Annotated in this window: 17 protein-coding genes; 10 read left to right on the top strand and 7 right to left on the bottom strand. The window is 70.3% G+C overall.

What is annotated here, in order from left to right; genetic code table 11:
- Positions 1-59 precede the first annotated feature (59 nt).
- From ppc to AC1RAD_RS30810, 5 genes are all read left to right on the top strand, one after another.
- Entirely contained in the window at positions 60-2,906 is a 2,847-nt protein-coding gene (ppc, locus tag AC1RAD_RS30830) for a phosphoenolpyruvate carboxylase (RefSeq protein WP_070062227.1), read from the top strand.
- A gap of 166 nt (positions 2,907-3,072) precedes the next feature.
- Positions 3,073-3,291 carry a hypothetical protein gene (locus AC1RAD_RS30825; RefSeq protein ID WP_062474298.1) on the top strand — a complete coding sequence of 73 codons (219 nt, stop codon included), beginning with the start codon at positions 3,073-3,075 and terminating at the stop codon, positions 3,289-3,291.
- The gene (locus AC1RAD_RS30820) at positions 3,288-11,510 is read left to right on the top strand and encodes a glycoside hydrolase family 94 protein (protein ID WP_492738917.1); all 8,223 of its coding nucleotides are present in this window, start codon (positions 3,288-3,290) and stop codon (positions 11,508-11,510) included. The genes AC1RAD_RS30825 and AC1RAD_RS30820 overlap by 4 nt, the downstream gene beginning before the upstream one ends.
- A gap of 35 nt (positions 11,511-11,545) precedes the next feature.
- Complete coding sequence (locus AC1RAD_RS30815; protein ID WP_492738915.1) at positions 11,546-12,088, top strand: hypothetical protein; 543 nt, start codon at positions 11,546-11,548, stop codon at positions 12,086-12,088.
- A 211-nt stretch (positions 12,089-12,299) separates the two neighbouring features.
- Positions 12,300-13,550 carry an MFS transporter gene (locus tag AC1RAD_RS30810; RefSeq protein ID WP_095949588.1) on the top strand — a complete coding sequence of 417 codons (1,251 nt, stop codon included), beginning with the start codon at positions 12,300-12,302 and terminating at the stop codon, positions 13,548-13,550.
- Between the two features lie 6 nt (positions 13,551-13,556).
- On the opposite strand, the gene AC1RAD_RS30805 is transcribed toward AC1RAD_RS30810, so the two are convergent.
- The gene (locus AC1RAD_RS30805) at positions 13,557-14,483 is read right to left on the bottom strand and encodes a LysR family transcriptional regulator (RefSeq protein WP_492738913.1); all 927 of its coding nucleotides are present in this window, start codon (positions 14,481-14,483) and stop codon (positions 13,557-13,559) included.
- Between the two features lie 48 nt (positions 14,484-14,531).
- Here AC1RAD_RS30805 and AC1RAD_RS30800 point away from each other — a divergent pair, with 48 nt between their 5' ends.
- Positions 14,532-15,056 (top strand): GNAT family N-acetyltransferase, encoded by a 525-nt coding sequence (locus AC1RAD_RS30800; protein WP_492738911.1) that lies wholly within the window; start codon positions 14,532-14,534, stop codon positions 15,054-15,056.
- Positions 15,043-16,362 carry an MFS transporter gene (locus AC1RAD_RS30795; RefSeq protein WP_492738910.1) on the top strand — a complete coding sequence of 440 codons (1,320 nt, stop codon included), beginning with the start codon at positions 15,043-15,045 and terminating at the stop codon, positions 16,360-16,362. The genes AC1RAD_RS30800 and AC1RAD_RS30795 overlap by 14 nt, the downstream gene beginning before the upstream one ends.
- Here the strand turns inward: AC1RAD_RS30795 and AC1RAD_RS30790 are convergent.
- Positions 16,280-17,221, bottom strand: coding sequence for a nitrilase family protein (locus tag AC1RAD_RS30790; RefSeq protein ID WP_492738908.1), 942 nt, complete (start codon positions 17,219-17,221; stop codon positions 16,280-16,282). The two genes, AC1RAD_RS30795 and AC1RAD_RS30790, sit on opposite strands and share 83 nt — an antisense overlap.
- A 120-nt stretch (positions 17,222-17,341) precedes the next feature.
- On the opposite strand from AC1RAD_RS30790, the gene AC1RAD_RS30785 reads away from it, so the two are divergent.
- The gene (locus AC1RAD_RS30785; RefSeq protein WP_095746483.1) at positions 17,342-17,800 is read left to right on the top strand and encodes a winged helix-turn-helix transcriptional regulator; all 459 of its coding nucleotides are present in this window, start codon (positions 17,342-17,344) and stop codon (positions 17,798-17,800) included.
- Positions 17,801-17,813: 13 nt separating this feature from the next.
- Here the strand turns inward: AC1RAD_RS30785 and AC1RAD_RS30780 are convergent, their stop codons facing one another.
- From AC1RAD_RS30780 to AC1RAD_RS30760, 5 genes are all read right to left on the bottom strand, one after another.
- Positions 17,814-19,139 (bottom strand): OprD family outer membrane porin, encoded by a 1,326-nt coding sequence (locus tag AC1RAD_RS30780; protein ID WP_492738906.1) that lies wholly within the window; start codon positions 19,137-19,139, stop codon positions 17,814-17,816.
- Between the two features lie 10 nt (positions 19,140-19,149).
- Complete coding sequence (locus AC1RAD_RS30775; RefSeq protein ID WP_492738904.1) at positions 19,150-20,331, bottom strand: acetyltransferase domain-containing protein; 1,182 nt, start codon at positions 20,329-20,331, stop codon at positions 19,150-19,152.
- Positions 20,332-20,407: 76 nt separating this feature from the next.
- Positions 20,408-21,691 carry an AI-2E family transporter gene (locus AC1RAD_RS30770; RefSeq protein WP_492738902.1) on the bottom strand — a complete coding sequence of 428 codons (1,284 nt, stop codon included), beginning with the start codon at positions 21,689-21,691 and terminating at the stop codon, positions 20,408-20,410.
- Positions 21,688-22,440 (bottom strand): LytR/AlgR family response regulator transcription factor, encoded by a 753-nt coding sequence (locus AC1RAD_RS30765; RefSeq protein WP_492738901.1) that lies wholly within the window; start codon positions 22,438-22,440, stop codon positions 21,688-21,690. The genes AC1RAD_RS30770 and AC1RAD_RS30765 overlap by 4 nt, the downstream gene beginning before the upstream one ends.
- Entirely contained in the window at positions 22,437-23,510 is a 1,074-nt protein-coding gene (locus AC1RAD_RS30760) for a sensor histidine kinase (protein WP_492738987.1), read from the bottom strand. The genes AC1RAD_RS30765 and AC1RAD_RS30760 overlap by 4 nt, the downstream gene beginning before the upstream one ends.
- A gap of 57 nt (positions 23,511-23,567) precedes the next feature.
- On the opposite strand from AC1RAD_RS30760, the gene argH reads away from it, so the two are divergent.
- Together argH and AC1RAD_RS30750 are read left to right on the top strand one after the other, a co-directional pair.
- Positions 23,568-24,965 carry an argininosuccinate lyase gene (gene argH, locus AC1RAD_RS30755; protein WP_095746486.1) on the top strand — a complete coding sequence of 466 codons (1,398 nt, stop codon included), beginning with the start codon at positions 23,568-23,570 and terminating at the stop codon, positions 24,963-24,965.
- Between the two features lie 33 nt (positions 24,966-24,998).
- Positions 24,999-26,477 (top strand): rhomboid family intramembrane serine protease, encoded by a 1,479-nt coding sequence (locus tag AC1RAD_RS30750; RefSeq protein WP_492738899.1) that lies wholly within the window; start codon positions 24,999-25,001, stop codon positions 26,475-26,477.
- The last annotated feature ends 11 nt before the right edge of the window (positions 26,478-26,488 follow it).

The raw sequence follows: 26,488 nt of genomic DNA, 5'->3' as shown, positions 1-26,488 counted from the left end.
ATGTTGCGCCGCAGCAACGGAGGCGGCGCGTCCATTCAAGTCCCCAGGAACAACATCGAATGAAAGCCAGCAAGACTCCTGCATCTCCCGCCAAGCGCCGCCAGACCGAAGACCAGCCATTGATCGACGACATCCGGCTGTTGGGCCGAATCCTCGGCGACGTGATCCGGGAGCAGGAGGGCGACGAAACCTACGCGCTGGTCGAGAAGATCCGCACCCTGTCGGTGTCGTTCCGACGCGACGCCGACCATGCCGCCGACCGCGCGCTGAAGAACCTGCTCAAGGGCCTGAGCGCCGCCGAAACGGTGCGCGTGATCCGCGCCTTCACCTACTTCAGCCACCTGGCCAACCTCGCCGAAGACCGCCATCAGATCCGCCGCCGCACCGAGGCCGAGCGCGAAGGCGTGCAGGCCGACGGCGACCTGCAGACCGCCCTGGCCCGCATCCGCAAGGCCGGCATCAAGCCCGACGAGATCGTCGCCTCGCTGGCCCACAGCTACGTGTCGCCCGTGCTCACGGCGCACCCGACCGAAGTGCAGCGCAAGAGCATCCTCGACGCCGAGCGCGCCATCGCCCTGCTGCTGACCACGCGCGACGAGATCAAGCTGCGCCAGAACGCCTATGCGGGCGGAAAAGACGCGCTCTCGCCCATCGAGCTGGCCGACAACGAAACCCAGGTGCGCATCCGCGTCACGCAGATCTGGCAGACGCGCATCCTGCGTTTCTCCAAGCTCACGGTGGCCGACGAAATCGAGAACGCGCTGAGCTACTATGAAGCCACCTTCCTGCGCGAGATCCCGCGCGTGTACGCCGACCTCGAGAAGGCGCTGGTGCAAGGCGGGCAGACGCCCTCGGTCGCGCCCTTCCTGCGCATGGGCCAGTGGATCGGCGGCGACCGCGACGGCAACCCCAACGTCACGGCCGAAACGCTCGAGTACGCACTGAGCCGCCAGTCGGAGCTCGCGCTGCGCCACTACCTCACCGAGGTGCACTACCTGGGCGGCGAGCTGTCGCTGTCGGCCACGCTGGTCGATGTGTCGGTCGAGATGCAGGCGCTGGCCGAGCGTTCGCCCGACACCAATGAGCACCGCAAGGACGAGCCCTACCGCCGCGCCCTCACCGGCGTGTACGCGCGCCTGGCGGCCACGCTGCGCGAACTCAGCGGCGGCGAGGCCGCGCGCCATGCGGTCGCGCCGCAGAACCCGTATGCCAATGCCGAAGAATTCCTGGCCGAGCTGCGCACCATCGAAGAGTCGCTGGTCGAGAAGCACGGCACCGTGCTCGCGGCGCCGCGCCTGCGCCCGCTGATCCGCGCGGTGGAAGTGTTCGGCTTCCACCTGGCCACGGTCGACCTGCGCCAGAGCTCCGACAAGCACGAGGCCGTGATCGCCGAGCTGCTGGCCACCGCGCGCATCGAGCCCTCGTATGCGTCGCTGGCCGAAGAGGCCAAGCAGACGCTGCTGCTCAAGCTGCTCGACGACGCGCGTCCGCTGCGCGTGCCCGACGCCGACTACTCGCCGCTCGCCCGAAGCGAACTGGCCATCTTCGCGGCCGCGCGCACGGCGCGTGCGCGCTACGGCGCGGCGGCCATCCGCCACTACATCATCAGCCACACCGAAACGGTGAGCGACCTGCTCGAAGCGCTGCTGCTGCAGAAGGAAGTGGGCCTGCTGCGCGGCGCAATGGACAGCAACGCGACCTGCGACCTGATCGTGGTGCCGCTGTTCGAGACCATCGAAGACCTGCGCAACGCCGCGCCCATCGTGCGCGCCTTCTACGCGCTGCCGAACATCCAGGCGCTCATCGAACGTTCGGGCGCCGAGCAGGACGTGATGCTGGGCTACTCCGACAGCAACAAGGACGGCGGCATCTTCACCAGCAACTGGGAGCTGTACCGCGCGGGCATCGCGCTGGTGTCGCTGTTCGACGAGCTGAACAAGAAGAAAAAGAACCCGATCCGCCTGCGCATGTTCCACGGCCGCGGCGGCACGGTGGGACGCGGCGGCGGCCCGAGCTACCAGGCCATCCTGGCGCAGCCGCCGGGCACGGTGCGCGGCCAGATCCGCCTCACCGAGCAGGGCGAAGTGATCGGCTCGAAGTACGCCAACCGCGAGATCGGCCGGCGCAACCTCGAGACGCTGGTGGCCGCCACGCTCGAAGCCACGCTGCTGCCGCAGGGCAAGTCGGCACCGGCGAACTTCCTGTCGGCCGCGGGCGAGCTCTCGACCGCGAGCATGGCCGCGTACCGCAAGCTGGTGTACGAGACCCCGGGCTTCGGCGACTACTTCTTCGGCTCGACGCCGATCCGCGAGATCGCCGAACTCAACATCGGCTCGCGCCCCGCCTCGCGCAACCCGAGCCACAAGATCGACGACCTGCGCGCGGTGCCGTGGAGCTTCAGCTGGGGCCAGTGCCGCCTCACGCTGCCGGGCTGGTTCGGCTTCGGCTCGGGCGTGGAGCAGTTCCTGGCCGCCGCCGGCACCGCCGCGGGCAAGAAGGAACGCCAGGCGCTGCTGCAGCGCATGTACGCGCAGTGGCCGTTCTTTCGCACGCTGCTGTCGAACATGGACATGGTGCTGGCCAAGAGCGACCTCGCGCTGGCCTCGCGCTATGCCGAGCTGGTCACCGACCGCAAGCTGCGCCAGAAGGTGTTCTCGATGATCGAGGCCGAATGGCAACGCACCTCGGACGCGCTCACGCTCATCACGGGCGCCAAGCAGCGGCTCGAGGGCAATGCCGAGATGCAGCGCTCGGTGCGCCACCGCTTCCCGTACATCGACCCGCTGCACCACCTGCAGGTCGAGCTGATGCGGCGTTATCGCGCGGGCGACGGCGGCGAGCGGCTGCAGCGCGGCATCCACATCTCGATCAACGGGGTGGCGGCGGGGCTGCGCAACACGGGCTGATCTGCAGGTAGCCTCCATGGATAAAGGGCGCCTTGTGCGCCCTTTCCTACGTGCGCTGTCGGCAATGAGGTACCTGTAAGGTCATTTAAAAGGGTACGGTCGGGACACGTTCACAGTTCTCGCAATCGCGCGGCAGCTCGAAGTCGTTTCACAGGAGCCCGTTGCAATGTCCGTCCCGCAGTCCCTTTCCCATTCTCAGATCGATTTCGTCGGCAGCGATTTCGAGGCCCTGGCTTCCCACATGCACCACTGTGCACGTGCCCATGGGCGATGGTTCTCGCTGCGAAGCCACATGCAACGTGTGCGCGCGCTCGCTGCGGGCCGCATTGTCACGATGGCCTGCGTGGCCGTGGTGTTGGGCATCGGCCTGTTCGCGGTCACTTGAGCGCCGCTGCCGTCGTCGACCGCCTCCAAGGGCTCAGTCACTACGCCCGGACCCTTCTGCTCGGTCCGCACGACCCGGTAGCCCTCCCGATTCGCGCCGAACTCTTCGGTGCCCAACGTTTCGAACAGCACGGCCACAGCCTGGCCCGTGCCCAGGTGGTGGAAGACGCATACCACCGCGCGCGCGAAGGCGCGCCCTTCTTTCCGCGTGTCGACGAGAACCTAGAGTCGCTGCGCGCCGCCTTCGACTACATCGCGCTGATCTCGCTGAGCGGGCGCTATGTGTCGCCGGCAGCCGAATGGCTGCTCGACAACTTCCACCTCGTCGAGGCGCAGCTCCAGCAGATCCATGACGGCGTGCCGCGCAGCTACTACGCGCGCCTGCCCAAGCTCGTCACGCCGCCGCTGGCAGGGCTGCCGCGCGTGTACGGCATTGCGTGGGCCTATGTGGCGCACACCGACAGCGTGCTCAACAAGACGCTGTTCACGGCCTTCCTCAACGCCTACCAGGACATCGACGAGCTCATGCTCGGCGAGCTGTGGGCCCTGCCCACCACCCTGCGCGTGGTGCTGCTCGAAAACCTGCGCCGCGTGGCCGAGCGCATTGCCGAGAACAAGGTCGCGCGCGAGATCGCCCATGCCGCCTGGGACGCGGCGCCGCACCTCTCGGTGCAAGACCTCGACGTGCTCTACCGCGCGCTGCAGAGCCACGGCCTGCAGGACAGCTACCTCACGCAGCTGTGGCAGCGCCTGCCCGTCGAGCACGGTGACGACATGCCCGCGCTGGTGCGCTGGACCGAGCAGCACTGCCCCAACGGCCCGGCGCTGATCGGCGACGCGCAGAACGCGCAGGCCGCGGCCAACCTCACGGTCGGCAACATCATCACGACCTTGCGCATGATCGGCCAGGTCGAGTGGAGCGACCTCATCGAACCGGTGAGCCGCTCGCTGCGCGTGCTGCGCGAACTGCCGAGCTTCGCGAACGAGAGCGAACTCACGCGCCAGCAGATCACGCATGCGATGGAGCAGGTGGCGCGCAGCACCGAACGGCCCGAGCGCGAAGTGGCGCAGGCCGTGGTCACGCTGGCGTCCAGTGCGCCGGCCGACGAAGCCGGCGCAGAGACTGACCGCGCCGACGGCACCGCCGGCTACTACCTCTTCGGCCAGGGCCGGCCCGCGCTGATCGCATCGCTGCAGGCGAACGCAGCGCCGGGCCAAGCCGCACGCACCGCGCACACACGCCCCGCGCGCAGCCATCGCGGCTGGCGCCTGCCTGTCTACGTGGGGTCCGTCGCCCTCGGCACTGCGCTGCTGCTGGCCGCCGTGCTGCACAGCCTGCCGCATCGCGGCGACTGGACCACCGTCGCGGCGTTGCTGCTGCTCGCGTGGCCGCTGTCCGAAGCGCTGATTGCACTGGCGCAACGCATCATGGCGGAGTCGGTGCGCGTGCAGGCCCTGCCACGCCTCGATTTCGCGAGCGGCATTCCCGAGCGGCACCGCGCGCTCGTCGTCATGCCCACGATGCTGGGTTCGACCGCGAACAACGCCAGGCTCGCGCACCGGCTCGAACTGCACTGGCTCGCCAACCGCGAGCCCCACGCGCAGTTCGCGCTGCTGACCGACTGGGCCGACGCTTCGCAAGCGGCGATGCCCGACGACGCGCCCTTGCTCGATGACGCCCAGCAACGCATCGCCGCGCTCAACGCCAAGTACCCACCGACCGAAGGCGCCGCGCCGCGCTTCCTGCTGCTGCACCGTCCGCGCAGCTGGAGCGAGACCGAGCAGCGCTGGATGGGCTGGGAACGCAAGCGCGGCAAGCTCGAAATGCTGATGCGCCTGCTGGCCAGCGGCGACGCCAGCGGCTTTCTGCCGCTCGCACCGGGTCAGCAGCTCGCGTCCGGCCGCACGCCCTATGTGCTGACGCTCGACAGCGACACCGGCCTGCCGCCCGGCGCGCTGCGCGACCTCGTGTCCATTGCCGCGCATCCGCTGAACGCGCCCGAGATCGACATGCCGAGCCGGCGCGTGGTCGCGGGCTTCGGCATCCTGCAGCCGCGCATCGTCACGCCGTTCCCGATGCGCAGCGAGCGCTCCTTCTTCCACTGGGTGTTCGCCGGGCAGTGCGGGCTCGACCCCTACGGCAGCGGCGCCTCCGACATCTACCAGGACGTGTTCGGCAGCGGCTCCTTCACCGGCAAGGGCTTGCTCAACGTGCGCGCCGTGCACGCCACGCTGAACGACCGACTGCCCGACAGCGCCGTGCTGAGCCACGACCTGCTCGAAGGCAGCGTCGCGCGCTGCGCGATGGTCAGCGACGTGGTGCTGGTCGAAGACCATCCGCACCATGCCGGCGTGGCCGCCTCGCGCGTGCACCGCTGGGTGCGCGGCGACTGGCAGCTGCTGCCGCTGATGTGGCGCGCGCGCCGTTTCGGCATCGACGCGCTGGGCCTGTGGAAGATGAGCGACAACCTGCGCCGCTCGCTGGTGGTGCCGGCGTCTTTCGCGCTGCTGGTGCTGGTGATCTTCACGCAGGCCATGCCGCTGGGCTGGGCGCTGACCGCCGTCGGTGCGGCGCTCACACTGGGCCCGCTGCTGGGCGCGCTGGCCGGCCTGGTGCCGACACGCCGCGCCATCGAGCTGCGCCACTTCTTCGACGCGGGCGCGGTCGAGCTGCTGCGCGCCCTGGCCGGTGCGGCCTGGCAGTTCGTGCAGCTGGCGGCGCAGACGCGCCTGCTGCTCGACGCGGCCTTCCTCGCCACCTGGCGGCTGGTCGTGAGCCGCAGGCACCTGCTGCAGTGGACGACGGCCGACCAGGCGCAGGCGCAATCGAGCCAGCGCCTGAAGCCCTTCGTGCGCAGCGCGGCCCTCAGCAGCGCGGTGTGCCTGGTGCTCGCGGTCCTCGCGAACTGGAGTGCCTGGCCGGTGCTCGGCCCGCTGCTCTTCGTGCTCTGGTCGCTGGCGCCCCTCGCGGCCTGGTGGGGCAGCCGTGTCGACGCGCAAGCCGAGGACCCGCTCGCGCCCGCGCAACGCAGCTACCTCGAGACGCTGGCGCACGACACCTGGCGCTTCTTCGAGCACGTGGTCGGCCCGGACGACCACCACCTGCCGCCCGACAACCTGCAGCTCGAACCGCAGCCGACCCTCGCGCACCGCACCTCGCCGACCAACATCGGCATGTACCTGCTGGCCACCTGCTGTGCACGCGAGTTCGGATGGATCGACACAGAAGCCCTGCTGGCGCGCCTCACGGCCACGCTCGACACCGTCGACCGCATGCACAAGCACAACGGCCACCTGTTCAACTGGTACGACACGCAGACGCTGAAGCCGCTGCCGCCGGACTATGTGTCGAGCGTGGACAGCGGCAACTTCGCGGGCCACCTCGTGGCCGTGGCGCAGGCCTGCCGCGCCTTCGCGGCGGAAGACAACTGTCAGGCCCACGAGGCCCCCGCGCTGGAAGCACTGGCCCGACGCTGCGACGCGCTGCACGACGGCATGGATTTCAGCGGTCTCTACGACGCCAAGCGCCACCTGTTCCACATCGGCCTGCGCGTCGAGGAGAACGTGCTCGACGCGAGCTACTACGACCTGCTGGCCTCCGAGTCGCGCCTGTTGAGCTTCCTGGCGATTGCGAAGGGCGACGTGCCGCGCCGCCACTGGATGGCGCTGGGCCGGCCCTTCCTTCTGGTGGGCTTCCAGCCCAGCCTGAAGTCGTGGTCGGGCTCGATGTTCGAGTACCTCATGCCCGCGCTCGTGATGACCGAGCCCACCGACGGCCTGCTGCAGGTGGCCAACGCCGCGGCCATCGCCGAGCAGCAGGCCTTCGGCCGCGCGCAGAACATGCCGTGGGGCGTGTCCGAGTCGGCCTACTTCGCGCAAGACCATTCGCTGGCGTACCAGTACTCGCCCTTCGGCGTGCCGCGCCTGGCGCTGCGGCGCACGCCGCCGACCGACCACGTGGTGGCGCCCTACGCCAGCCTGATGGCCGCACCGTTCGCGCCCGAAGCGGCGGTGCGCAACCTCGCGCTGCTCGAATCGCTCGGTGCGCGCGGCGAGTTCGGTTTTCACGACGCGATCGACTTCACCGCCTCGCGCCAGGCCGAGGGCCAGGACTTCACCGTGGTGCGCAACTTCATGGCGCACCACCAGGGCATGTCGCTGGTGGCGCTGTGCAACGTGCTGCGCGACGACGCGCCGCGCCGCTGGTTCGGCAGCGCCGCGCTGGTGCAGGCGCACGAGTCGCTGCTGCACGAGCGCACGCCGCGCCAGATCATCGGCAGCGCCGACCCGCGCACGCCGCCCGAGCCCAGCCAGGCCGAGCTGGCGCCGCTGTTCCAGCCGCGCGTGGTCGATCCGACGGGGCCGGGCTTCCAGCCCACGCACCTGCTGTCGAACGGCCGCTACACGGTGGCGCTGCGGGCCAACGGCGCGGGCGTGAGCCGCTGGCGTTCGTTCAACGTGACGCGCTGGCGCGACGATCCGCTGCGCGACAGCTACGGCACCTTCTTCTATGTGCGCGATATCGAAAGAGACGGAGGGCAAGCCGAGCTCACCTCGCTCACCGCCCTGCCCGCGCCCGGCGCCGACTGGCACTACCGCACCCGCTTCCTGGCCGACCAGGTGCAGTTCGATGCGACCGGCCCCGGGCTGCAGGTGCGCACCACGGTGCTCATCAGCCCCGAGGACGACACCGAGCTGCGCAACATCACGCTGCACAACTCGGGCGACGAAACGCGCACGCTCGAACTCATCTCGTACTTCGAGCCGGTGCTGTCGAACCCCAAGGCCGACGAGGCGCACCCGGCCTTTGCCAACCTGTTCGTCGAATCGCGCTGGGAACCGGCATGGCGCGCGCTGCTGCTGTCGCGCAAGCCGCGCCTGCATGGCGATGCCGTGGTGGCCGCGGTGCACTTCGTGGCCTCGGTCGACGCCAACGTGCTGTCGATCGACTGCATGACGGACCGGCGCGCCTTCATCGGCCGCAACCGCACGCTGGCCGACCCTGCGCTCGACCCGCAACCGCTCACGGCCCAGGGCAAGCAGGTGAACGGCCTGGACCCCATCGCCTGCCTGCGCGTGCGCCTGTCGATCGCGCCGGGCACCACCGCGCGCCTGAGCTTCGCCACCGCCGCCGACGAGAGCATCGAGGCGCTGATGCCCTGCATCGACCGCTACCTGCAGCCCATGCACGTGGAGCGCGCCACCCGCATGGCCGCCACGCTGGCGCAGGTGCGGCTGCGCGACCTGAGCATCGCGCCCGCGCAGAACCTGGCGCTGCAGGACCTGACGACCATCCTCACCTACACCACGCCGCGCGTGATGAGCGACCGCGGGCTGATCGACCTGCGCCAGATCTGGCGCTTCGGCATCTCGGGCGACAAGCCCATCGTGCTCGTCTACATCCACTCGATGAACGGCATGGGCCTGATCAACACGCTGCTGCGCGCGCAGCCGTGGTGGGGTTTCGGCGGCGTGGCCTGCGACCTCGTGGTGCTCAACAGCGAACCGAACTCGTACCTCATGCCGCTGCAGCGCGAGATCGAGATGCTGCGCACGCGCGTCGCACAGCAGACGCAGAACAGCTTTCCGCGCAACGACACCGCCGGCTTCTACCTGCTGCGCGACCAGGACGTGGTGCCTTCGGAAAAGGCCGCGCTCTCCAGCCTGGCGCGCGTGGTGTTCACGGCCGACGGCCGCGCGCTCGAAGTGCAGGTGGCGGCGTTGCACGAGGCACGCAGCCCGACGATCGCCGACGACAGCAGCGCGCCGGTGCAGCACCGCACGCCGCTGTTGAGCCGGCAGGCGACCTCGTCGAGTGTCACCGCACCCACCGGCGACTTCGACGCCGAGAGTGGCGAGTTCCGCTTCGAGGTCGGCCCCGACCGCCGCACGCCGCGCCCGTGGATCAACGTGATCGCCAACGCCACCTTCGGCTTCCAGGTGTCCGAATGGGGCACCGGCTACACCTGGGCCGGCAACAGCCGCATGCACCAGGTCACGCCGTGGTCGAACGACCCGGTGCAGGACCCGGCCTTCGAGCACTACCTGTTGCAGGACGTGGCGACGCGCGAGATGCTGCCGCTGACACCTGCCGGCGGTGGTGACGGCACCACCCGCCACCGCGTGCGGCACGGGCAGGGCTACACCGTCTTCGAATGCCGCCAGGGCGACCTCGCACTCGAAGCCACCTTCTTCGCGGACCGCGACGAGGCCGTCAAGCTGGTGCACGTGCGCGTGCGCAACGAAGGCGCTGGCCAGCGCCGCCTGCGCGCGCTCGCGATGGTCGAGTGGCAACTGGGCGCCGCGCGCGGCGAACGGCGCACCGTGCATTGCTGGAAGCCCGAAGACCAGCCGGCCGTGTTCGGCCAGCAACGCGAATCGAGCGCGGGCTTCGGCGGCAGCGCGGCTTTCCTGCTGCTCGCAGGCCTGCAAGGCGCGACAACCGGGGCCACGCAATGGACCTGCGACCGCAGCGAGTTCTTCGCCGGCCGCGGCATCGTCGAAGTGCCCGACACGCTGGCGCGGCGCGCCGGCAGCGGGCTCGATGCCTGCGCGGCGATTGGCGGTGAGTTCGTCGTGGCGGCGGGCGAGACCGCGCGCTTCAGCTTCGTGCTGGGCCACGCGGGCAATGCCGACGCGGCGCTCGAGCTTGCGCGCCGCTGGCGTCAGCGCGACGTGCCGGAGGCGTTGGCGCAGGTGCGCGGCTTCTGGGACGAGCTGCTGGGCCGCCTGCAGGTGCGCACGCCCGACACGCTGTTCGATGCGCTGGTCAACCGCTGGCTCGTGTACCAGACGCTGGCCTGCCGGCTCTGGTCGAAGGCCGGCTTCTACCAGGCCGGCGGTGCCTTCGGCTTTCGCGACCAGCTGCAGGACGCGATGGCCTTCGCGCTCACCGACCCGCCGCGCCTGCGCGCACAGATCCTCGTGAACGCGGCGCGCCAGTTCCCCGAAGGCGACGTGCAGCACTGGTGGCACATGCCCGGCGGCGCCGGCGTGCGCACGCATTTCTCCGACGACCTGCTGTGGCTGCCGTACGCGTCGGCGCACTACGTCGAGGTGACGGGCGATGTCTCGCTGCTCGACGAGATGGTCGGCTTCATCGAAGGCCCCGGCATTCCCGAGGGCGCCGAAGACGCCTACTACGCGCCGCAGAACAGCGGCCGCATGGCCACCGTGTTCGACCATGGCGCGCGCGCCATCGACCGCAGCCTGAAGACCGGCGTGCACGGCCTGCCGCTGATGGGCACCGGCGACTGGAACGACGGCATGAACCGCGTCGGCCACGAGGGCCGTGGCGAATCGGTGTGGCTCGCGTGGTTTTTGTGCAGCGTGGTCGAGCGCTTCGCGCCTATCGCCGAGGCGCGCGGCGAACACGAACGCGCCGCGCGCTGGACCGAAGCGCGCACGGGTTGGATCGCCGCGCTGCACGACGCCGGCTGGGACGGCGCCTGGTTCCGCCGCGCCTTCTTCGACAACGGCGCGCCGCTGGGCTCGTCGATCAACAGCGAGTGCCGCATCGACCTGATCGCACAGGCCTGGTCGGTGCTGTCGGGCGCCTCGGACGCGGCCCACACCGGCCCGGCCATGGCCGCCATCGGCAAGCACCTGCACGACGAACCGGCCGGCCTGCTGCGGCTGCTGGCGCCGCCGTTTGCCCAGTCGACCCACAACCCGGGCTACATCCAGGCCTACCCGCCGGGCGTGCGCGAGAACGGTGGCCAGTACTCGCACGGCGCCGTGTGGGCGCTGATGGCGCAGGCGCTCCAAGGCGACCATGAAGCGGCGTGGCAAAGCTTCGAAGGCCTGAGTCCGGCCCACCGTTCGCAGCACCCCGCGCGCGGCCCGGTCTACGAGCTGGAGCCCTATGTGATGGCGGGCGACGTCTATGGCGCCGCGCCGTATGTGGGTCGGGGCGGCTGGAGCTGGTACACCGGCTCGGCCGCATGGCTGCACCGCGCGGCCGTCGAGACCTTGCTGGGCCTGAACGTGAAGGGCAGGCAGTTGTCGATGACGCCGCATGTGCCCGCGCACTGGCCGGGTTTCGAGCTCGCGCTGCGGCTCGGCCAGCACCGGCTCACGCTGCAGTGGGGCACCGTCGAAGGCGCCGCCGCGCCGACGCACCATGTGGCGGTGGGCGAATGGATCGACTGGCAGGCGCTGCCGGCGGATGCGGTGCTGCGGGTCGCTCAAGCGGCAGGCAAGGGGCAGATGACGGCGTAGGTTATGGTCCGGACCCGCTTTCACCCCGCGCATTCATGACCAAAATCCAGTTCCGCCGACGCGTCATCGTCCTGATCCTCCTGTGCGTGGCCGTGGGCGGCGGCATCGTGCGGCACTACGCGGCGCCCGGCACCACCACGCGCGACATCGCCACGCTGCTGATGGTGCTGTGGGTGCCGATCATCGGCAACGTGATCGGGTGGCTCATCGGCAAGCTACCGCGCCGCACGCCGAAGCAGGCGCCGCCCGCGGGCTTCGACGCGCTGCCCGAGTTCACGCCGCACCTGGCCGTGGAACTCACCTTCCGCCGCCCCTCGGTGCCGGCGCAGGACGTGCCGCTGGGCCCCGGCGAATACCGCGGCGCGCTGGTGCTCGACACCGAAGGCTTCTCGGCGCGCTGGCGCGTGCCGCAGGGCACATCGCTCGCGCGCGGCACGCCGGTCGCACTCGACATCGAATTTCTCTCGCCGGCCGTCGCGCAGCCGAAGTTCGCGCAGGGCACGGCCTTCCGCGTGCTGGTCGACGAATCGTTCGTGGCCGACGGACAAGCGCTGCAGTTGCGCCCTGCCCACACTTAATCTCGGCAACTCAAAAAGACGGTGATGGCGAAAGGCGCCATTGCCGCATCCCCGGGCGGCTGCAGACAGCAAAGGGGTCGATTGTTCGCCGCAGGGAAACTGTCTACTGCTCCACCGCCCCTTGGTCGCAAGGCGGCCGGCTCGCACACTCCAATGCCCCCTCACCGGCATTGGCGTCTTCATCGCCGATGCGTTCAAGGACTGCATCTCCATGATGAATTCTTCCGGCAGCACCCCCTGCATCGACGATCTGGCGGCGCCCGCGCGCGACGCCGTGGCCGCCCCCACCCGCTCCGCATGGCTCGCGGTCGGCTCCATTGCCGTCGGCACCTTCGCGATGGTGTCGACCGAGTTCATGCCCATCGGCCTGCTCACCGACATCGCGCGCGGCCTGAACGTGTCGGACGGCACGGCCGGCCTGATGATCACCATGCCCGGCGTGCTCGCCGCCTTCGCCGGGCCGGCGCTGATCGTCGCGTCGGGCCGGCTCGACCGGCGCACGGTGCTGATCGCGCTCACGCTGCTGCTGATCGCCTCGAACCTGCTGGCCGCGTTCGCGCCCAACTTCACGACCATGCTGGTCGCGCGCCTGATGCTCGGCCTGGCCGTGGGCGGCTTCTGGACCTTCGCGCCCGCCGCCGCCACGCAGCTGGTGCCCGACGCCTCAAAGGCGCGCGCCATGTCGCTGGTGCTGGCCGGCGTGTCGGCCGCCACGGTGCTCGGCGTGCCCGCGGGCTCGTGGCTGGGCACGATGTTCGGCTGGCGCGCCTCGTTCGCCGTGACCGGCGCGCTGGCCGCGGCCGTGCTGCTGGTGCAGCTGTGGCTGCTGCCCGCCATTCCGCCGCAACGCGCCATCGGTGCGCGCGACCTGCTCACGCCGCTCACGCGCCGCATGGCGCAGGTCGGCCTGCTCGCGGTGCTGTTCTTCATTGCCGGCCACTTCGCGGCCTACACCTACCTGAAGCCGCTGCTGCAGCAGGTGTTCGGCCTGCAGGCCAACGCGGTCTCGACGCTGCTGCTGGTCTACGGCGCGGTGGGCTTCATCGGCACCTTCCTGGGCGGCAGCCTGGTGGCGCGCAGCGTGCGCGGCACCACCTTGCTGGCGGCGCTGATGCTCGCCACGGCGCTGCTGCTGTCGACGCTGATCGGCACCGGCATGGTGGCCGGAGCGGTGGTGGTGGTGATCTGGGGCGTGGCCTTCGGCCTGATCCCGGTGGCGCTCACCGGCTGGATGATGGAAGCCGTGCCCGACGCGCAGGAAGCCGGCCAGGCCCTGCTGGTGACGGGCTTCCAGGTGGCGATCGCCTCGGGCGCGCTGATCGGCGGCCTGATGGTCGACAGCCGCGGCATCTCGCCCACCATGGTGCTCAGCGGCGTGCTGGTGCTGATCGCCGCGCTCATCGTCGGCACGCTGGGCCGCGCACGCGGCGGCGCGGCGCCGCTGGCGGCCATTCCGGAGTAAGTACCTTCAACGGCGGCCGGGCTTCTTGCCGGCCGCCACGATCGCCTCGAGCACCGTGCGCAGCGCCTTGTTGAGCGGCTTGTCGCGACGGATCACCACCGCCAGCGTGCGGTGCATGCGCGGGGCCAGGCGGCTGGCCTTCAGCGCCGGGTGGGCGCCGCGCCCCGCCATCGACATGCCGGGCACCAGGCCGTAGCCCAGCCCCGCGGCCACCATCTCCTTCATCGCCTCGACGCTGCCCAGCTCCATCACGGGCTGCGGCTGCAGGCCCTCGGCCGCGAACCAGCGATCGACCAGCTTGCGCGTGTTGGCCGCGGGCTCGAACAGCACCAGCGGCAGCGGCGCCAGGTCGGCCGGCGTGACGCGGGCCTTGAGCGGCGCGAGGTCGGCACGACCGATGGCGACGAACTCGTCGTCGCACACCGGGATCACGCTCAGCGAACGCCCCGCCGCGGGCAGCGTGACCAGTGCGAGGTCGATGCTGTTGTCTTCCACCTTGCGCACGTGCTCGTCGGTGTTGCCGGTGCTCACCACCACGCTGAGCGCCGGGAACGCCTCGCGCAGCTGGCGCAGCACAGAGGGCAGAAAGTACAGGCAGGCCGTGGCGCCCGTGCCCAGCCGCACGCGGCCCGTGACGCCGCGCGCGTGGTCGGCCAGCGCATCGACGGCGTTCTCGACCGCGGCCTCGATCTGCGGCACATGGCGCAGCAGCTCCGCACCGGCCGGCGTGGCCCGCGCGCGCTTGCCGACGCGCTCGATGAGCCGCACGGCCAGCCGGCGTTCGAGCTGGCGCATCTGCAGGCTCACGGCCGGCTGCGACAGGCCGAGCCGGTCGGCCGCGGCGGAGAAGCTGCCGGTGTCGATCACCAGGGCGAAGGTGGCGAGCTGGTCGAGGTTGAGGTTCTTTTCCAAAGTATTCCTTATGCGTTGCATAGGCAGGCCAAGCTTCACTTATCGATCTTGCCTCGTCAAGATCGGGCCATGTCCTCCTCTTCCGTTGCCTCCGCCGCGCTCGACATCGCCGATGCCGAGCCCCACCACATGGCCCGCGTGCAGGCCATCTACAGCCACTACGTGCTGCACGACCTGTGCTCGTTCGAAGAAGAAGTGCCCCCCGTCGCGCAGATGCAGGCGCGCCGCATCGACGTGCAGGAACGCGGCCTGCCCTACCTCGTGGCGTTGAAGGATGGCGAGGTGGCCGGCTACGCCTACGCCGGCCCTTACCGCGCGCGCTCGGCCTACCGGCACACGGTGGAAGACTCGATCTACGTCGCGCCCGAGATGCACGGCCACGGCATCGGCACGGCGCTGCTGCAGGCGGTGATCCACCGCTGCACCGAGGCAGGCTTCATGCAGATGGTCGCGTGCATCGGCCACAGCGGCAACGCGGGCTCGCAGCGGCTGCACGCGCGCCTGGGCTTCGAGACGGTCGGCGTGCTGCGCCACGTCGGCTTCAAGTTCGGCCGGTGGGTCGACACCGTGCTGATGCAGCGTGCACTGCGCTGACCCCACCCCGGCGGCGCCGCAGCGCGGATGGCTCGCGCTGCTGTGCGCGAGCCGGCTGCTGCAGGGCATGATCGTCACGGCCTACTCGGGCGTGCTGCCGTTCATGCGGGACGACTGGCAGATGACGGCCGCGCAGGCCGGTTCCATCCAGAGCGCCTGGCACGTGGGCTACATGAGCTCGCTGTTCGCGGTGGGCCTGCTGGCCGACCGCTTCGGCCCGCACCGCATCTTCGCCGTCGGCGGCGCGATCGGCGCGGCCGCGTCGCTGGCCTTTGCCCTCTTCGCACACGACCACCGCTCGGCGCTGCTGCTGTACGGCCTGGCGGGGCTGTGCGCAGGTGCCTCGTACACGCCGGGGCTGCAGCTGCTGTCGCTCAACGCCGGGCCGGCGGTACGCGGGCGCGCGATGGGCCTCTTCCTCGGCGCGGCATCGATGGGCTACGCGCTGTCGCTCGCGGTGGTGGCGGGCTTCAGCGTGGTGGCGCACTGGCGCACCGGGCTGCTGGTGGCCGCAGGCTGCACGGTGGCGGGCGTGCTGCTGGCCCAGCTCGCGCTGCGGCGCATGGCACCGCCTGCGCCACGGGTCGCCGGTGCGCCGCGCGAAGGCGTGCTGCAGGCGCTGAACGCGACCGTGCGCGACCGGCCCGCGATGGCCGGCAACTGGGCCTACGCCTTCCACTGCTGGGAGCTGATGGCGCTGTGGGCCTGGCTGCCCGCCTACCTCATGGCCTCGTCCCGTGGCGACGCGACCGCATGGCCGGCCGCGGGCATCGCGCTGGCGGCGTTCGCGCACCTCGTGAGCGTGTTCGGCAGCGTGGTGGGCGGCGCGGCCTCCGACCGGCTGGGCCGCGCGCGCGTGATGATGATCGCCACCCTCGCGAGCCTGAGCCTGTCGTTCACTTTCGGCTGGATGTGGACCTGGCCGCTGTGGGCGCTGGCCGCGATGGCGGCGCTGTACAACCTGCTCGCCATCGCCGATTCGTCGGTCTACTCGACCGCGCTGGCCGACGTGGTGGCGCCGCACCGGCTCGGCGTGGCCTTCTCGGTGCGCTCGGTGATGGGCTTCGGCGCGGGCGCGCTCAGCCCGTGGGTGTTCGGGCTGGCGCTCGACTGGGGGCAGGCGCGGTTCGGCTTCGGCAGCACGTACGCGTGGGTCGCGGCGTGGAGCTCGGTCGGGCTCGGGGCGCTACTCGGGCCGTGGATGATCGTCCGCTTTGCCCGACTCAGCGCGGCAGTGCCTGCGCCCCCCGATAGCCCAGCATCGCGTCGTACAGATCGGTTCGCCGGTCGCGGTGCAGGTCGTTGAGTGGCGTCCAGATCGGCGCGGAGCGCGCGGCGCCCAGGTCGACGTCGGCGTAGAGGATGGTTTCTTCCTCGGGCCCGGCGATGCGCCCCATCGGCCAGCCGTTGGTGCCCGCGATCAGCGAGTTGCCCATGAAGCCCGTGCCACGCTCCTGCCCCACGCGGTCGGCGGTGGCGATGAAGACGTTGTTGGCGTGCGCGGCCGTCATCGTCAGGTAGGCCGCCATGCACACGCCGCTGGCGTCGTACAGCGGCGGCGGCGTCCAGACCCAGCCCGTGGGCACGCAAATGATGTCGGCGCCCTGCTGCGCCACGATGCGCGGCGCCTCGGGAAACCAGATGTCCCAGCACACGAGCAGGCCGATGCGGCCGATCTTCGTCTCGAACACCGGGTAGCCCTCGTTGCCGGGCGTGAACCACAGCTTCTCGTTGTTCCACAGATGCGTCTTGCGGTAGCGGCCGATGTAGCCCTCGGGGCCGACGAGCACGGCCGTGTCGAACAGCTGCATGCCGTCCTGCTCGGCCAGGCAGCCGACGAGGTACACGCCGTGCTGCGCCGCGAACGCGACCCAGCCCTGCACCGTGGGGCCGTGCGGCACGGGCTCGGCATGGGCGAAAGCCTCGGCGCGGCCGCTGAAGCAGTAGCCGGTGGTCGCCAGCTCGGGCAGCACGATGAGCTGCGCGCCGCCGGCCACCGCCGCTTCGAGTTGTGCGTGCACCGCGGCGGCGTTGCGCGCGAGGTTCTCGACGCCGACCTGCGGGTCGAACTGCACGACGGCCACGCGCACAGGGCTGGCGCGCAGGCCGGGCACGGCGTCGCCGCTGGAGGGGATGTCGTGGGAAACGGGGGTCGGGAGGGTCATGGTCATTTCAGGTTTCAAATTAAAACCACTCGGATGCTAGTCGCATCGGTTTTAATTTGCAACCAATCCAACGCTACGGTCTAATCCCGCCATCCCAGGGATGCACAGGACAAACACACGATGGCCAGGAGAAAAAGTCTGAGGTTCGACGCCTGTCCGATGGCACGCGCGCTCGAGATCGTCGGCGACCAGTGGTCGCTGCTGATCGTGCGCGACGCCTTCGACGGCATGCGGCGCTTCGGCGAGTTCCAGCAGAGCCTGGGCGTGGCCAAGAACATCCTGGCCGACCGGCTCAAGTGGCTGGTGCAGGAAGGCGTGTTCGATCTCGTGCCGGCCTCGGACGGCTCGCTCTACCAGGAGTACGCGCTGACGGCCAAGGGCCGCGGCCTGTTCCCCGTGGTGGTCGGCCTGCGGCACTGGGGCGAGGCGAACCTGTTCGCACCCGGCGAGCCGCACTCGGTGCTGCTGGAGCGCGAGAACGGTGAGCCGGTAGCGCCGATCGACCTGCGCACGCGCGACGGCCAGCCGCTCGACCCCGCCGCGACCTTCGTGAAGAAGCTGCCCGTCACGGCCCCCTGACAGCGCCGCCCGCTCAGTCGTTGCCGATCGGGTACTCCAGCGCGACGCGGATCTGGCGCGTGTTGAGTTCGGCCTGCGCCTTGTTGTTGCGGTGCTCGCCGTAGCGCAGCAGGAAGGCCAGGCCCTTGGCGCTGCCTTGCTGGACCGTGTAGCGCAGCCAGAGGTCGCGCTCCCAGTGCCGGCCGCCCTGCCCGTAGCCCAGCCATGCGTAGCCTCCGCGCGGCGGCACCCGGCTGCCGTCGATGCCACTGCCGCGGATGTAGGCCGCGCCCAGGCTCAACCCGGGCGCTCCCCAACGCGCGGCATCCACTTCGTAGCGCAGCTGCCACGACCGCTCATGCGGCGCATTGAAGTCGGACAGCTGCGCTGCATTGCCGAGCCAGACGGCGCCGCGCGTCACGTAGTCGAACGGCGTGTCGCCCGCGACCTTCTGCCAGCCCAGGCCCACACGGTGGGGGCCGTGGGCGTAGCTGGTCATGAGGCTCGCGGTGGTGTTGTCCACCGGGCCGGCCAACGCGCGGCCCGTGTCCTTGCTGCGGTACACCTGCAGGTCGAAGGACAGCGCACGCTTCTCCGGGAGCGGCACCGTGTAGTGGGCGCCCAGGTAGCCCGTGCGCCAGGTGTCCTCCAGGCGTGCGACATAGGCCGTGAGCGACAGCGAAGCGCTGCCCTTCCAGGTGCCGCCGGCAAAGTCGAACACGTCGCCGCGCGGTGACTTCGGGTCGAGGTAATTGACGATCAACGGGTGGTTCGTGCCGCGCGCATGGCGGTCGGTCGATCCGGTGAAGCGGCCGGCCTGCAGCGTGAGCGTGTCGAACTCGCGGCTCGTCAGCAGCCAGCCGCGCATGGTCTCGGGCAGCAGGCGGGAATCGGACGCGCTGAAGACCGGCGTCTCGACGCGCTGCTCGCCCACCGTCAGCACGGTGGCGGAGATGCGCGCCTTCAGCGCCACGCCGCCGCGCGCGATGCCGTCCTGCGCGTAGCCCGCGCCGTCCACCGGCAGCATGCGGATCTTGCCGACGCGCAGATCGTCGCCGTCGAGGCTGCGCGCGAGCGACGCATGCGCGTCCACGCCGAAGCCGATCCAGCCCGGCGTGAAGCCGGACGCGAGGGTGCCCATGACGCCGTAGCCCCACTCCTGCGCGTGATCGCTGCGCCGCGCCCGGGGCAGCGAGGCATTGCGCCCGCCGTTGCTGCGATCGCCGTGCAGGTAGCTCCGGTGCTCGTACACGCTGCGCTGGAGCACGTGCCAGCGCGTGTCCTCGACGAAGCCGCCGCCTTCGGCCGCGAGGGCGGACGTGCCCAGCATGGCGAGGGCCGCGCCGCAGAACCGCCTCATCGCCAGCCGCTCACAGGTACTTGAGCCACGCGATGTCGCGGCGCCGCGCCTTCAGGGCGGCGAAGGCGCGCACCGCCGGATACAGCGCAAAGGCCAGCACCCCGGTGACCAGCCACACCATCCAGACACTGTCGAACCCGAAGAGCCGGCCCTGGTTGGGGCCCCAGACCGCCTCGGCCCCCAGGTAGAGGAACTTGAGCACGTACAGGTGCAGCATGTAGAAGAACATGGGCGCCGCGCCGAACACGGCCAGCGGCGCGAGCCAGGGCGCGCCCTGCCGGCGCTCGAACAGGCGCAGCAGCCACAGCCCCACGCCGAGCGTCAGCGCGATGAACAGCAGCGACGGCGGGTACTTGGTGACGTTGAGGAAGGCCATCGCGGTCGTCAGCGCGCTGTCGCCTGCTGCCCAGGGCTTGTCGCCGTAGGCATTGAGTGCGCGCAGCGCCACGAAGCCAATGAGCAGGCCCACGGCCCACGCGAGCAGCCGCCGCTGGCGCTGCGGCGCATCGGCGCCGGGCAGGAACCACGGCCCGGTGACATAGCCCAGCGCGATGATGCCGATCCACGGCAGCAGCGGGTACGACGTGCGCAGCCTCAAGGCGTCGGACAGCTCGATCCAGCCCCGGTCGTGCAGCACCGCCCAAGGCACGTGCAGCACATGGCCGACGGGAAAGTGCACGCCGTCGAGCAGGTTGTGCCCCGCCACCAGCACCACGCCCAACACGACCAGCGCCTGGCGCGGCAGCCACACTAGCGCCGACAACGCCAGCATCGACAGCCCGATCACCCAGATCACCTGCAGGAACACGGTGGCCGGCGGGAACTGGAAGGTCCAGGCAAAGTTGACGACCGTGACCTCCAGCAGCACGAGGAACAGGCCCCGCTTCCACAGGAACGAGGACGCCGCCGCGCGGCCGTCCGCCTGCTTCGCACCGTAGAGAAAGGCCGACAGCCCGGTCAGGAACACGAACACCGGCGCGCACAGGTGCGCCAGCAGGCGGCCGAAGAACAGCGCCGGCGGCGTCTGCGCCACGAGCATCGGGTCGGGCACCTGGTGGTGCAGGTAGAAGGTCTCGCGCACGTGGTCCAGCAGCATGAACAGGATCACGAGGCCGCGCAGCGCGTCGATGGAGAGCAGCCGGGCCGGGGCGCCGGCCCCGGGTGGCAAGGAAGCGGATGGAACGTCGGGCATTTAATTATTGCGAATTGATTCGCAATAATTTACAGCATCGGACGACGCACCCTCCTGAAGGGTTTGAAGGGCCGGTTTATCCGCCCAGCAGTTCGCCGATCGGCTGCAGGTCTTCCACCCGGTCGCAGATCGACTTGATGACCATGGTGATCGGAATGCCCAGCAGCAGCCCCCAGATGCCCCACAGCCAGCCCCAGAAGATCACGCCCACGAACACCGCCACCGGGTTCATGCGGCTGGTGCGGCTGGTGAGCCAGGGCATCAGCAGGTTGCCCACCACCGTGTGGATGGCCAGCGAGACGCCGCCCACCAGCAGCGCCATCTCGATGCTGCTGAACTGCAGGAAGGCCATGAGCCCCGCCGCCACCAGCACGATCACCGAGCCGATGTAGGGAATGAGGTTGGTCACGGCCGCGATGATTCCCCACACGGCCGCGTTCTCCACGCCGAGCAGCCAGAACGCCAGGCCGGTGGCCAGCCCCACCAGCCCGCTCACCAAAATCTGCACCAGCAGGTAGCGCTCGATGTTGCGCGTGATGTCGTCCAGCACGTGCACCGTGACCTTCTTCTTCTGCAGGCTGGGCCCGGTGATCTTGATGAGCTTGCGCCGGAAGGTGTCGCCCGAACACAGCGCGAAGTAGGTGAGGAAGGCCACCAGCGTGAGCTGCCCCAAGGCGTTGAGCAGGCCGACGGTGCCGCTGAGCAGGTAGTCGCGCACGTTGAAGCCCGGCCGTTCGATCACGACGCGCGCCACGCCCTTGCGCGAAGCGACGCGCGCCGAGTTTTCCTCGGCCGCTTTCTCGAGCTGCGCGGCGGCCTGCTGCACGCTGTCCAGCGGGGTGGCGCTGGCGTTCTTGTCGCGGCGCATGGCCTGGCCGAGTTTTTGCGCGGCGACCGGCAGCGAGTCGAGCAGTTGCGAGGCGCTGCCCGAGAGCGAATAGCCCGTCCACCCGAGCCCGCCGAACAGGCCCAGCAGGATCGCCGCCGCGCCGATCCAGCGTGGCACGTACCAGCGGTGCAGGCGCTCGACCAGCGGCGACAGCGCGTAGTTCAGCAGCAGGCTCAGCATCAGTGGCACGAACACGGCCTGGCCCCAGCGCAACGCGAAGACGCTGGCGAGCACGGCCAGCACCACGAGCGAGGCGCTGCGCACGTCGACCGGCATGTGCAGCACGAAGCGCCTGCGCAGGGCGGAGGTCGCCTCTTCGGCGGTCGCGCTCGGCTCGACCGGCGCTGCGGGCTCGACGGGGTCGACCGGTGGCGGCGGCGCCGGGGCGGGTGCAGGCGCAGGCGGCGGCTCTTCGGCGGCCACCGGCCGTTCGGGCGGCGGCTTCGGGCCGGCCGGGGTGTCGTCGGTCATCGCGATTCCTTCAGCATCTCGCGCACCGCGGCCAGCTGGCGGCGCGACACCGCCACGGGCTCGGGCACCGAATCGAGCCGCAGCGCCCAGCCTTCGGCGTCCTCGCCGTCGTCGTAGCGCTCGAGCGCACGGATCGCCGCGCGCGCCACCAGCGCGTTGCGGTGCACGCGCAGGAAGCGGTGCGGGTAGCGCTCCTCGAAATCGTTCAGCGAGCCATCGAGGATGTGGCTGCGCGTGGCGGTGCGCACCGTGAGGTACTTGTATTCGGACTTGAGGTAGAGCACCTCGGACAGCGGCACGCGCTCGGCGCGGCCCCGGTCCTGGATCAGCACGCATTCGGGCGCGGCCTCGGCGGCCGGCTGCGCGGCACGGCGCTCCTTCAGGAAGCGTTCGACCTTCTGCAGCGCCTGCTGCAGCCGCTCGGCGCGCACGGGCTTGGTGAGGTAGTCGACCGCCTCCAGCTCGAAGGCCGTGACCGCGTGGCTGGCGTGCGCCGTCACGAACACCACGGCCGGCGCGTCGGGCCGGCTGCGCAGCGCGCGCGCCACCTCGATGCCGTCGATGCCGGGCATGTGCACGTCGAGCAGCACCAGGTCGAGGTCCATTGCGGCCAGGTGGGCCAGTGCCTCTTCGCCCTGCGCGGCCTCGGCCGTCACCTCGGCGGCGGGCGAGCTGCAGTCGCGCAGCAGCGTGCGCAGGCGCGAGCGGGCCAGGGCTTCGTCGTCAACGATCAGGGTCTTGAGGCTCATGATTCGGCGGGGATGGCAATGCGTACGCGGTAGTTCTTCTGGTCCATGCCGGCGCTGAACTGCATCTGCATGTCGTGCAACAGGCGCAGCCGCTCGCGCACGTTGTCCAGGGCGATGCCGTGGCCGCGCGGCAGCGGCTCGTCGGCCCAGCGCAACGGCGGCAGGCTGTTGACCACCTCGATCACGACCATGCCGCCGCGCCGCTCGGTGCGGATGCGCAGCTTGCCGCCCTCGGGGCTGGGCTCCACGCCGTGCTTGATGGCGTTCTCGACCAGCGGCTGCAGCAGCAGGGGCGGCAGGCGCGCGTCGCTGGCGGCGGCATCGAGGTCCCAGCGGATGCGCAGGCGCTCGCCGAAGCGCACCTGCTCGATGGCCAGGTAGCGCTCGGCCAGCGCGATCTCGTCGGCCAGCGTGCCCGATTCGCCCGGCACGGTGAGCGCCTGGCGGAACAGCTCGGCCAGGTCTTCGAGCATGGTCTCGGCCTTGGCCGGCTCCTCGCGCACCAGCGCGATGGCGCTGTTGAGCGTGTTGAACAAAAAGTGCGGGCGGATGCGCGACTGCAGCTCTTCGAGCCGGGCCGTGGTGGCGGCCGGCGTCTGGCCGCGCGCGCGCAGCACCATCGCCGCCATCACCAGCCCCGCGAACAGCGCGCCGGCCAGCGCGCTGGCCAGCCAGGGGGCGCTGGCGATCACGCCGGTCAGGCGCAGCAGGCCGCAGCCATACAGCGAGGCCACGGCGCCCAGCACGGCGCCCGCGGCGTACTGGCCCGGGGGCGGCAGGCGCCGCAACTGCTTCTTGAGCCCGCAGGCCGCCACCAGCCACAGCAGCGTGGCGGGCAGCGCGCCGCCGGTGACCGTGGCCGCCTGCACCAGCCATTCGCCGAAGGAGCCGACCACGAACAGCGTGGCCACCGCCACCACCGCTTCGACGAACACCACGGTGCGCAGCACCACGCCGATCTGGCAGGCATCGAACAGCGCCGGGCCGCCGCGCACGGGCGTGCGCACGCGTTCCGGCGACGAAGCGGACGTGGAGGGGGAGCTGGCCGATAAAATCGCCGGGTTGCGCATCGCAGACATCAGATCCATCGGGTGACCAACCCATTATTGCCTTCCTGGACGGCTCCCATGACCCAAAACCAACTCGACAAGAAATCCGAAGCCTGGTCGGCCCTGTTCTCCGAACCGATGAGCGACCTGGTGAAGCGCTACACCTCCAGCGTCTTCTTCGACAAGCGCCTGTGGCAAGCCGACATCGAGGGCTCGCTGGCGCACGCCGGCATGCTCGCGGCCCAGGGCATCATCAGCGTGCAGGACCACGCCGCCATCGAGCGCGGCATGGCGCAGATCCGCGGCGAGATCGAGGCCGGCAGCTTCGAATGGAAGCTCGACCTCGAGGACGTGCACCTGAACATCGAGGCCCGCCTGACCCAGCTCGTGGGCGACGCCGGCAAGCGCCTGCACACCGGCCGCAGCCGCAACGACCAGGTCGCCACCGACGTGCGCCTGTGGCTGCGCGGCGAGATCGACCTCATCGGCGACCTGCTGGTCGAGCTGCAGAAGGCGCTGGTCGACATCGCCGAGAAGAACGTCGAGGTGATCCTGCCCGGCTTCACCCACCTGCAGGTGGCCCAGCCCGTGAGCTTCGGCCACCACATGCTGGCCTACGTGGAAATGTTCAGCCGCGACGCCGAGCGCATGGGCGAGGTGCGCAAGCGCGTCAACCGCCTGCCGCTGGGCGCCGCCGCCCTGGCCGGCACCAGCTACCCGCTGGACCGCGAGCTCGTGGCGCGCACCTTGAAGATGGACAGCGTCTGCCAGAACAGCCTGGACGCCGTGAGCGACCGCGACTTCGCGATCGAGTTCACCGCCGCCGCCAGCCTGTGCATGGTGCACGTGAGCCGCCTGAGCGAAGAACTCATCATCTGGATGAGCCAGAACTTCGGCTTCATCAACATCGCCGACCGCTTCACCACCGGCTCGTCGATCATGCCGCAGAAGAAGAACCCCGACGTGCCCGAGCTGGCGCGCGGCAAGACCGGCCGCGTGGTCGGCCACCTGATGGCGCTGATCACGCTCATGAAGGGCCAGCCGCTGGCCTACAACAAGGACAACCAGGAAGACAAGGAGCCGCTGTTCGACACCGTCGACACGCTCAAGGACACCCTGCGCATCTTTGCCGAGATGATCGGCGGCATCACCGTGAAGCCGCAGGCCATGGAGGCCGCCGCGCTGCGCGGCTACGCCACCGCCACCGACCTGGCCGACTACCTCGTGAAGAAGGGCCTGCCCTTCCGCGACGCGCACGAAACCGTGGCCCACGCCGTGAAGGCCGCCACCTCGCACCAGGTCGACCTGTCGGAGCTGCCGCTGGCGGTGCTGCAGCAGTTCAACCCGAACATCGAAAAAGACGTGTACGACGTGCTGAGCCTGCGCGGCTCGCTCAACGCCCGCAACGTGCTGGGCGGCACCGCGCCCGTGCAAGTGAAGGCCCAAGTCGCCCGCCACCGCGCGCGCCTGGGCTGAAGCCCGCGGCCACGCCACCGAGGGCCGCACTTCATGTTCTACGCCATCCCGCTCGAAAACAGGCCGAGCTGGCGCAACCCGCCGTGGATGACGGTGCTGCTGATCCTCCTGAACATGCTCGTGTTCTGGGGGCCGCAGCGCAGCGAAGACAACGGCCGCGAGCGCGCCGCGCAGTTCTACGTGCAGAGCGTGCTGCCCGAACTGGAGCTGCCGCCCTTCGTCGAGTGGCTCGAAAAGACCGACCCCAAGCGCGGCAAGCTGGCGCGCCGCATGCTGGCGCATGAAGAGGCCTACCCGCAGCTGCTCGAAGGCCTGCAGAACGACCAGCCTTTCCTGAAGAAACTGCGCGCCGACCAGGTCGTGACGCCCGCGAATCCGCGCTTCGACGAATGGCAGCGCGACCGCCGCCAGTACGAGGCGATGCTGCCCGCGCCGTTCACCGCGCGCTGGTCGCAGGACTACGGCAAGGACGCCGAGTTCAAGCCCTGGACCTGGCTCACCGCCACTTTCCTGCACGGCAGCACGGGCCACCTGCTGGGCAACATGCTGTTCCTCTTCCTGTTCGGCTTCTCGGTCGAGCTGGCGCTGGGGCGCGGCACCTACCTGAGCTTCTACCTGCTGGGCGGCGTGGGCTCCGCGCTGCTGGCCGGCTGGGCCTATGCGGGCAAGGGCGGCTACGGGCTGGGCGCCTCCGGCGCGATCTCGGCACTGATGGGCATGTACGCCGTGATGTACCGGCTGCGGCGCATCCGCTTTTTCTACCAGCTGTTCTTCTATTTCAACTACGTCACGGCGCCCGCCCTGCTCTTGCTGCCGGCCTGGATCGTCAACGAGCTGGTGCAACACTGGATCGGCGGCCAGGGCATCGCCTACATGGCCCACCTGGGCGGCCTGCTGACGGGCGCCGCGCTGATGGCCGGCGCGATGTGGCTGGGCCGCGTGAAGACGCCCGAGACCGTGAAGTCGGAAATGGTGACCGACGACCACCGCTTCGCGCAGCACGTGGCCGCCGCGCGCAAGCTGTCGGCGGCCATGAAGTTCGAGCCCGCGTGCGTTGAATGGCGCGCCGCCGCCGCCCTGCGCCCCGGCGACACCGACACGCTGCGCGCCTGGTTCCACACCGCGCGCCTGCAGCCCGCCAGCGACGACTTCCACCAGGCCGCGCGCCGCATCTTCCGCCTGCCCGCCACCGACGCCGACACGCTGGCGCTGCAGCACGCCAGCTTCACGACCTACCTCGACCAGGCCAAACCCGGCGTGCGCCTGAAGCCCGACGACATGGCCCGGCTGGCGCGCCGCTTCGCGCGCATCCGCCAGTTCGGCGACGCCGACAAGCTCTGCCGCATCCTGCTGAAGACCGCGCCCGACCACCCCGAGCTGGCCGACACGCTCTCGGTGTGCGCCAACGGGCTGCTGCACGCGGGCGAACGCGATCGCGCCCTGGGCCTGCTGCCGCACCTGCTGCGGCTGGCGCCCAACGACATGGTCACGCGCGCCTTGCAGCGCACGTAAAAAACCCGGCG

It is taken from the genome of Variovorax sp. GW823-FHT04B03 (genome assembly GCF_058796495.1).
This window is presented reverse-complemented; position numbering and strand designations above follow the sequence as displayed.

Bases quoted from the DNA above. Each gene is read 5' to 3' on its own strand.
- ppc (WP_070062227.1), top strand. From the start codon at position 60: ATGAAAGCCAGCAAGACTCCTGCATCTCCCGCCAAGCGCCGCCAGACC.
- AC1RAD_RS30750 (WP_492738899.1), top strand. From the start codon at position 24,999: ATGTTCTACGCCATCCCGCTCGAAAACAGGCCGAGCTGGCGCAACCCG.
- AC1RAD_RS30765 (WP_492738901.1), bottom strand. From the start codon at position 22,440: ATGAGCCTCAAGACCCTGATCGTTGACGACGAAGCCCTGGCCCGCTCG.
- AC1RAD_RS30775 (WP_492738904.1), bottom strand. From the start codon at position 20,331: ATGCCCGACGTTCCATCCGCTTCCTTGCCACCCGGGGCCGGCGCCCCG.
- AC1RAD_RS30790 (WP_492738908.1), bottom strand. From the start codon at position 17,221: ATGACCCTCCCGACCCCCGTTTCCCACGACATCCCCTCCAGCGGCGAC.
- AC1RAD_RS30815 (WP_492738915.1), top strand. From the start codon at position 11,546: ATGACCAAAATCCAGTTCCGCCGACGCGTCATCGTCCTGATCCTCCTG.
- argH (WP_095746486.1), top strand. From the start codon at position 23,568: ATGACCCAAAACCAACTCGACAAGAAATCCGAAGCCTGGTCGGCCCTG.
- AC1RAD_RS30825 (WP_062474298.1), top strand. From the start codon at position 3,073: ATGTCCGTCCCGCAGTCCCTTTCCCATTCTCAGATCGATTTCGTCGGC.
- AC1RAD_RS30800 (WP_492738911.1), top strand. From the start codon at position 14,532: ATGTCCTCCTCTTCCGTTGCCTCCGCCGCGCTCGACATCGCCGATGCC.
- AC1RAD_RS30780 (WP_492738906.1), bottom strand. From the start codon at position 19,139: ATGAGGCGGTTCTGCGGCGCGGCCCTCGCCATGCTGGGCACGTCCGCC.
- AC1RAD_RS30810 (WP_095949588.1), top strand. From the start codon at position 12,300: ATGATGAATTCTTCCGGCAGCACCCCCTGCATCGACGATCTGGCGGCG.
- AC1RAD_RS30770 (WP_492738902.1), bottom strand. From the start codon at position 21,691: ATGACCGACGACACCCCGGCCGGCCCGAAGCCGCCGCCCGAACGGCCG.
- AC1RAD_RS30760 (WP_492738987.1), bottom strand. From the start codon at position 23,510: ATGCGCAACCCGGCGATTTTATCGGCCAGCTCCCCCTCCACGTCCGCT.
- AC1RAD_RS30785 (WP_095746483.1), top strand. From the start codon at position 17,342: ATGGCCAGGAGAAAAAGTCTGAGGTTCGACGCCTGTCCGATGGCACGC.
- AC1RAD_RS30805 (WP_492738913.1), bottom strand. From the start codon at position 14,483: ATGCAACGCATAAGGAATACTTTGGAAAAGAACCTCAACCTCGACCAG.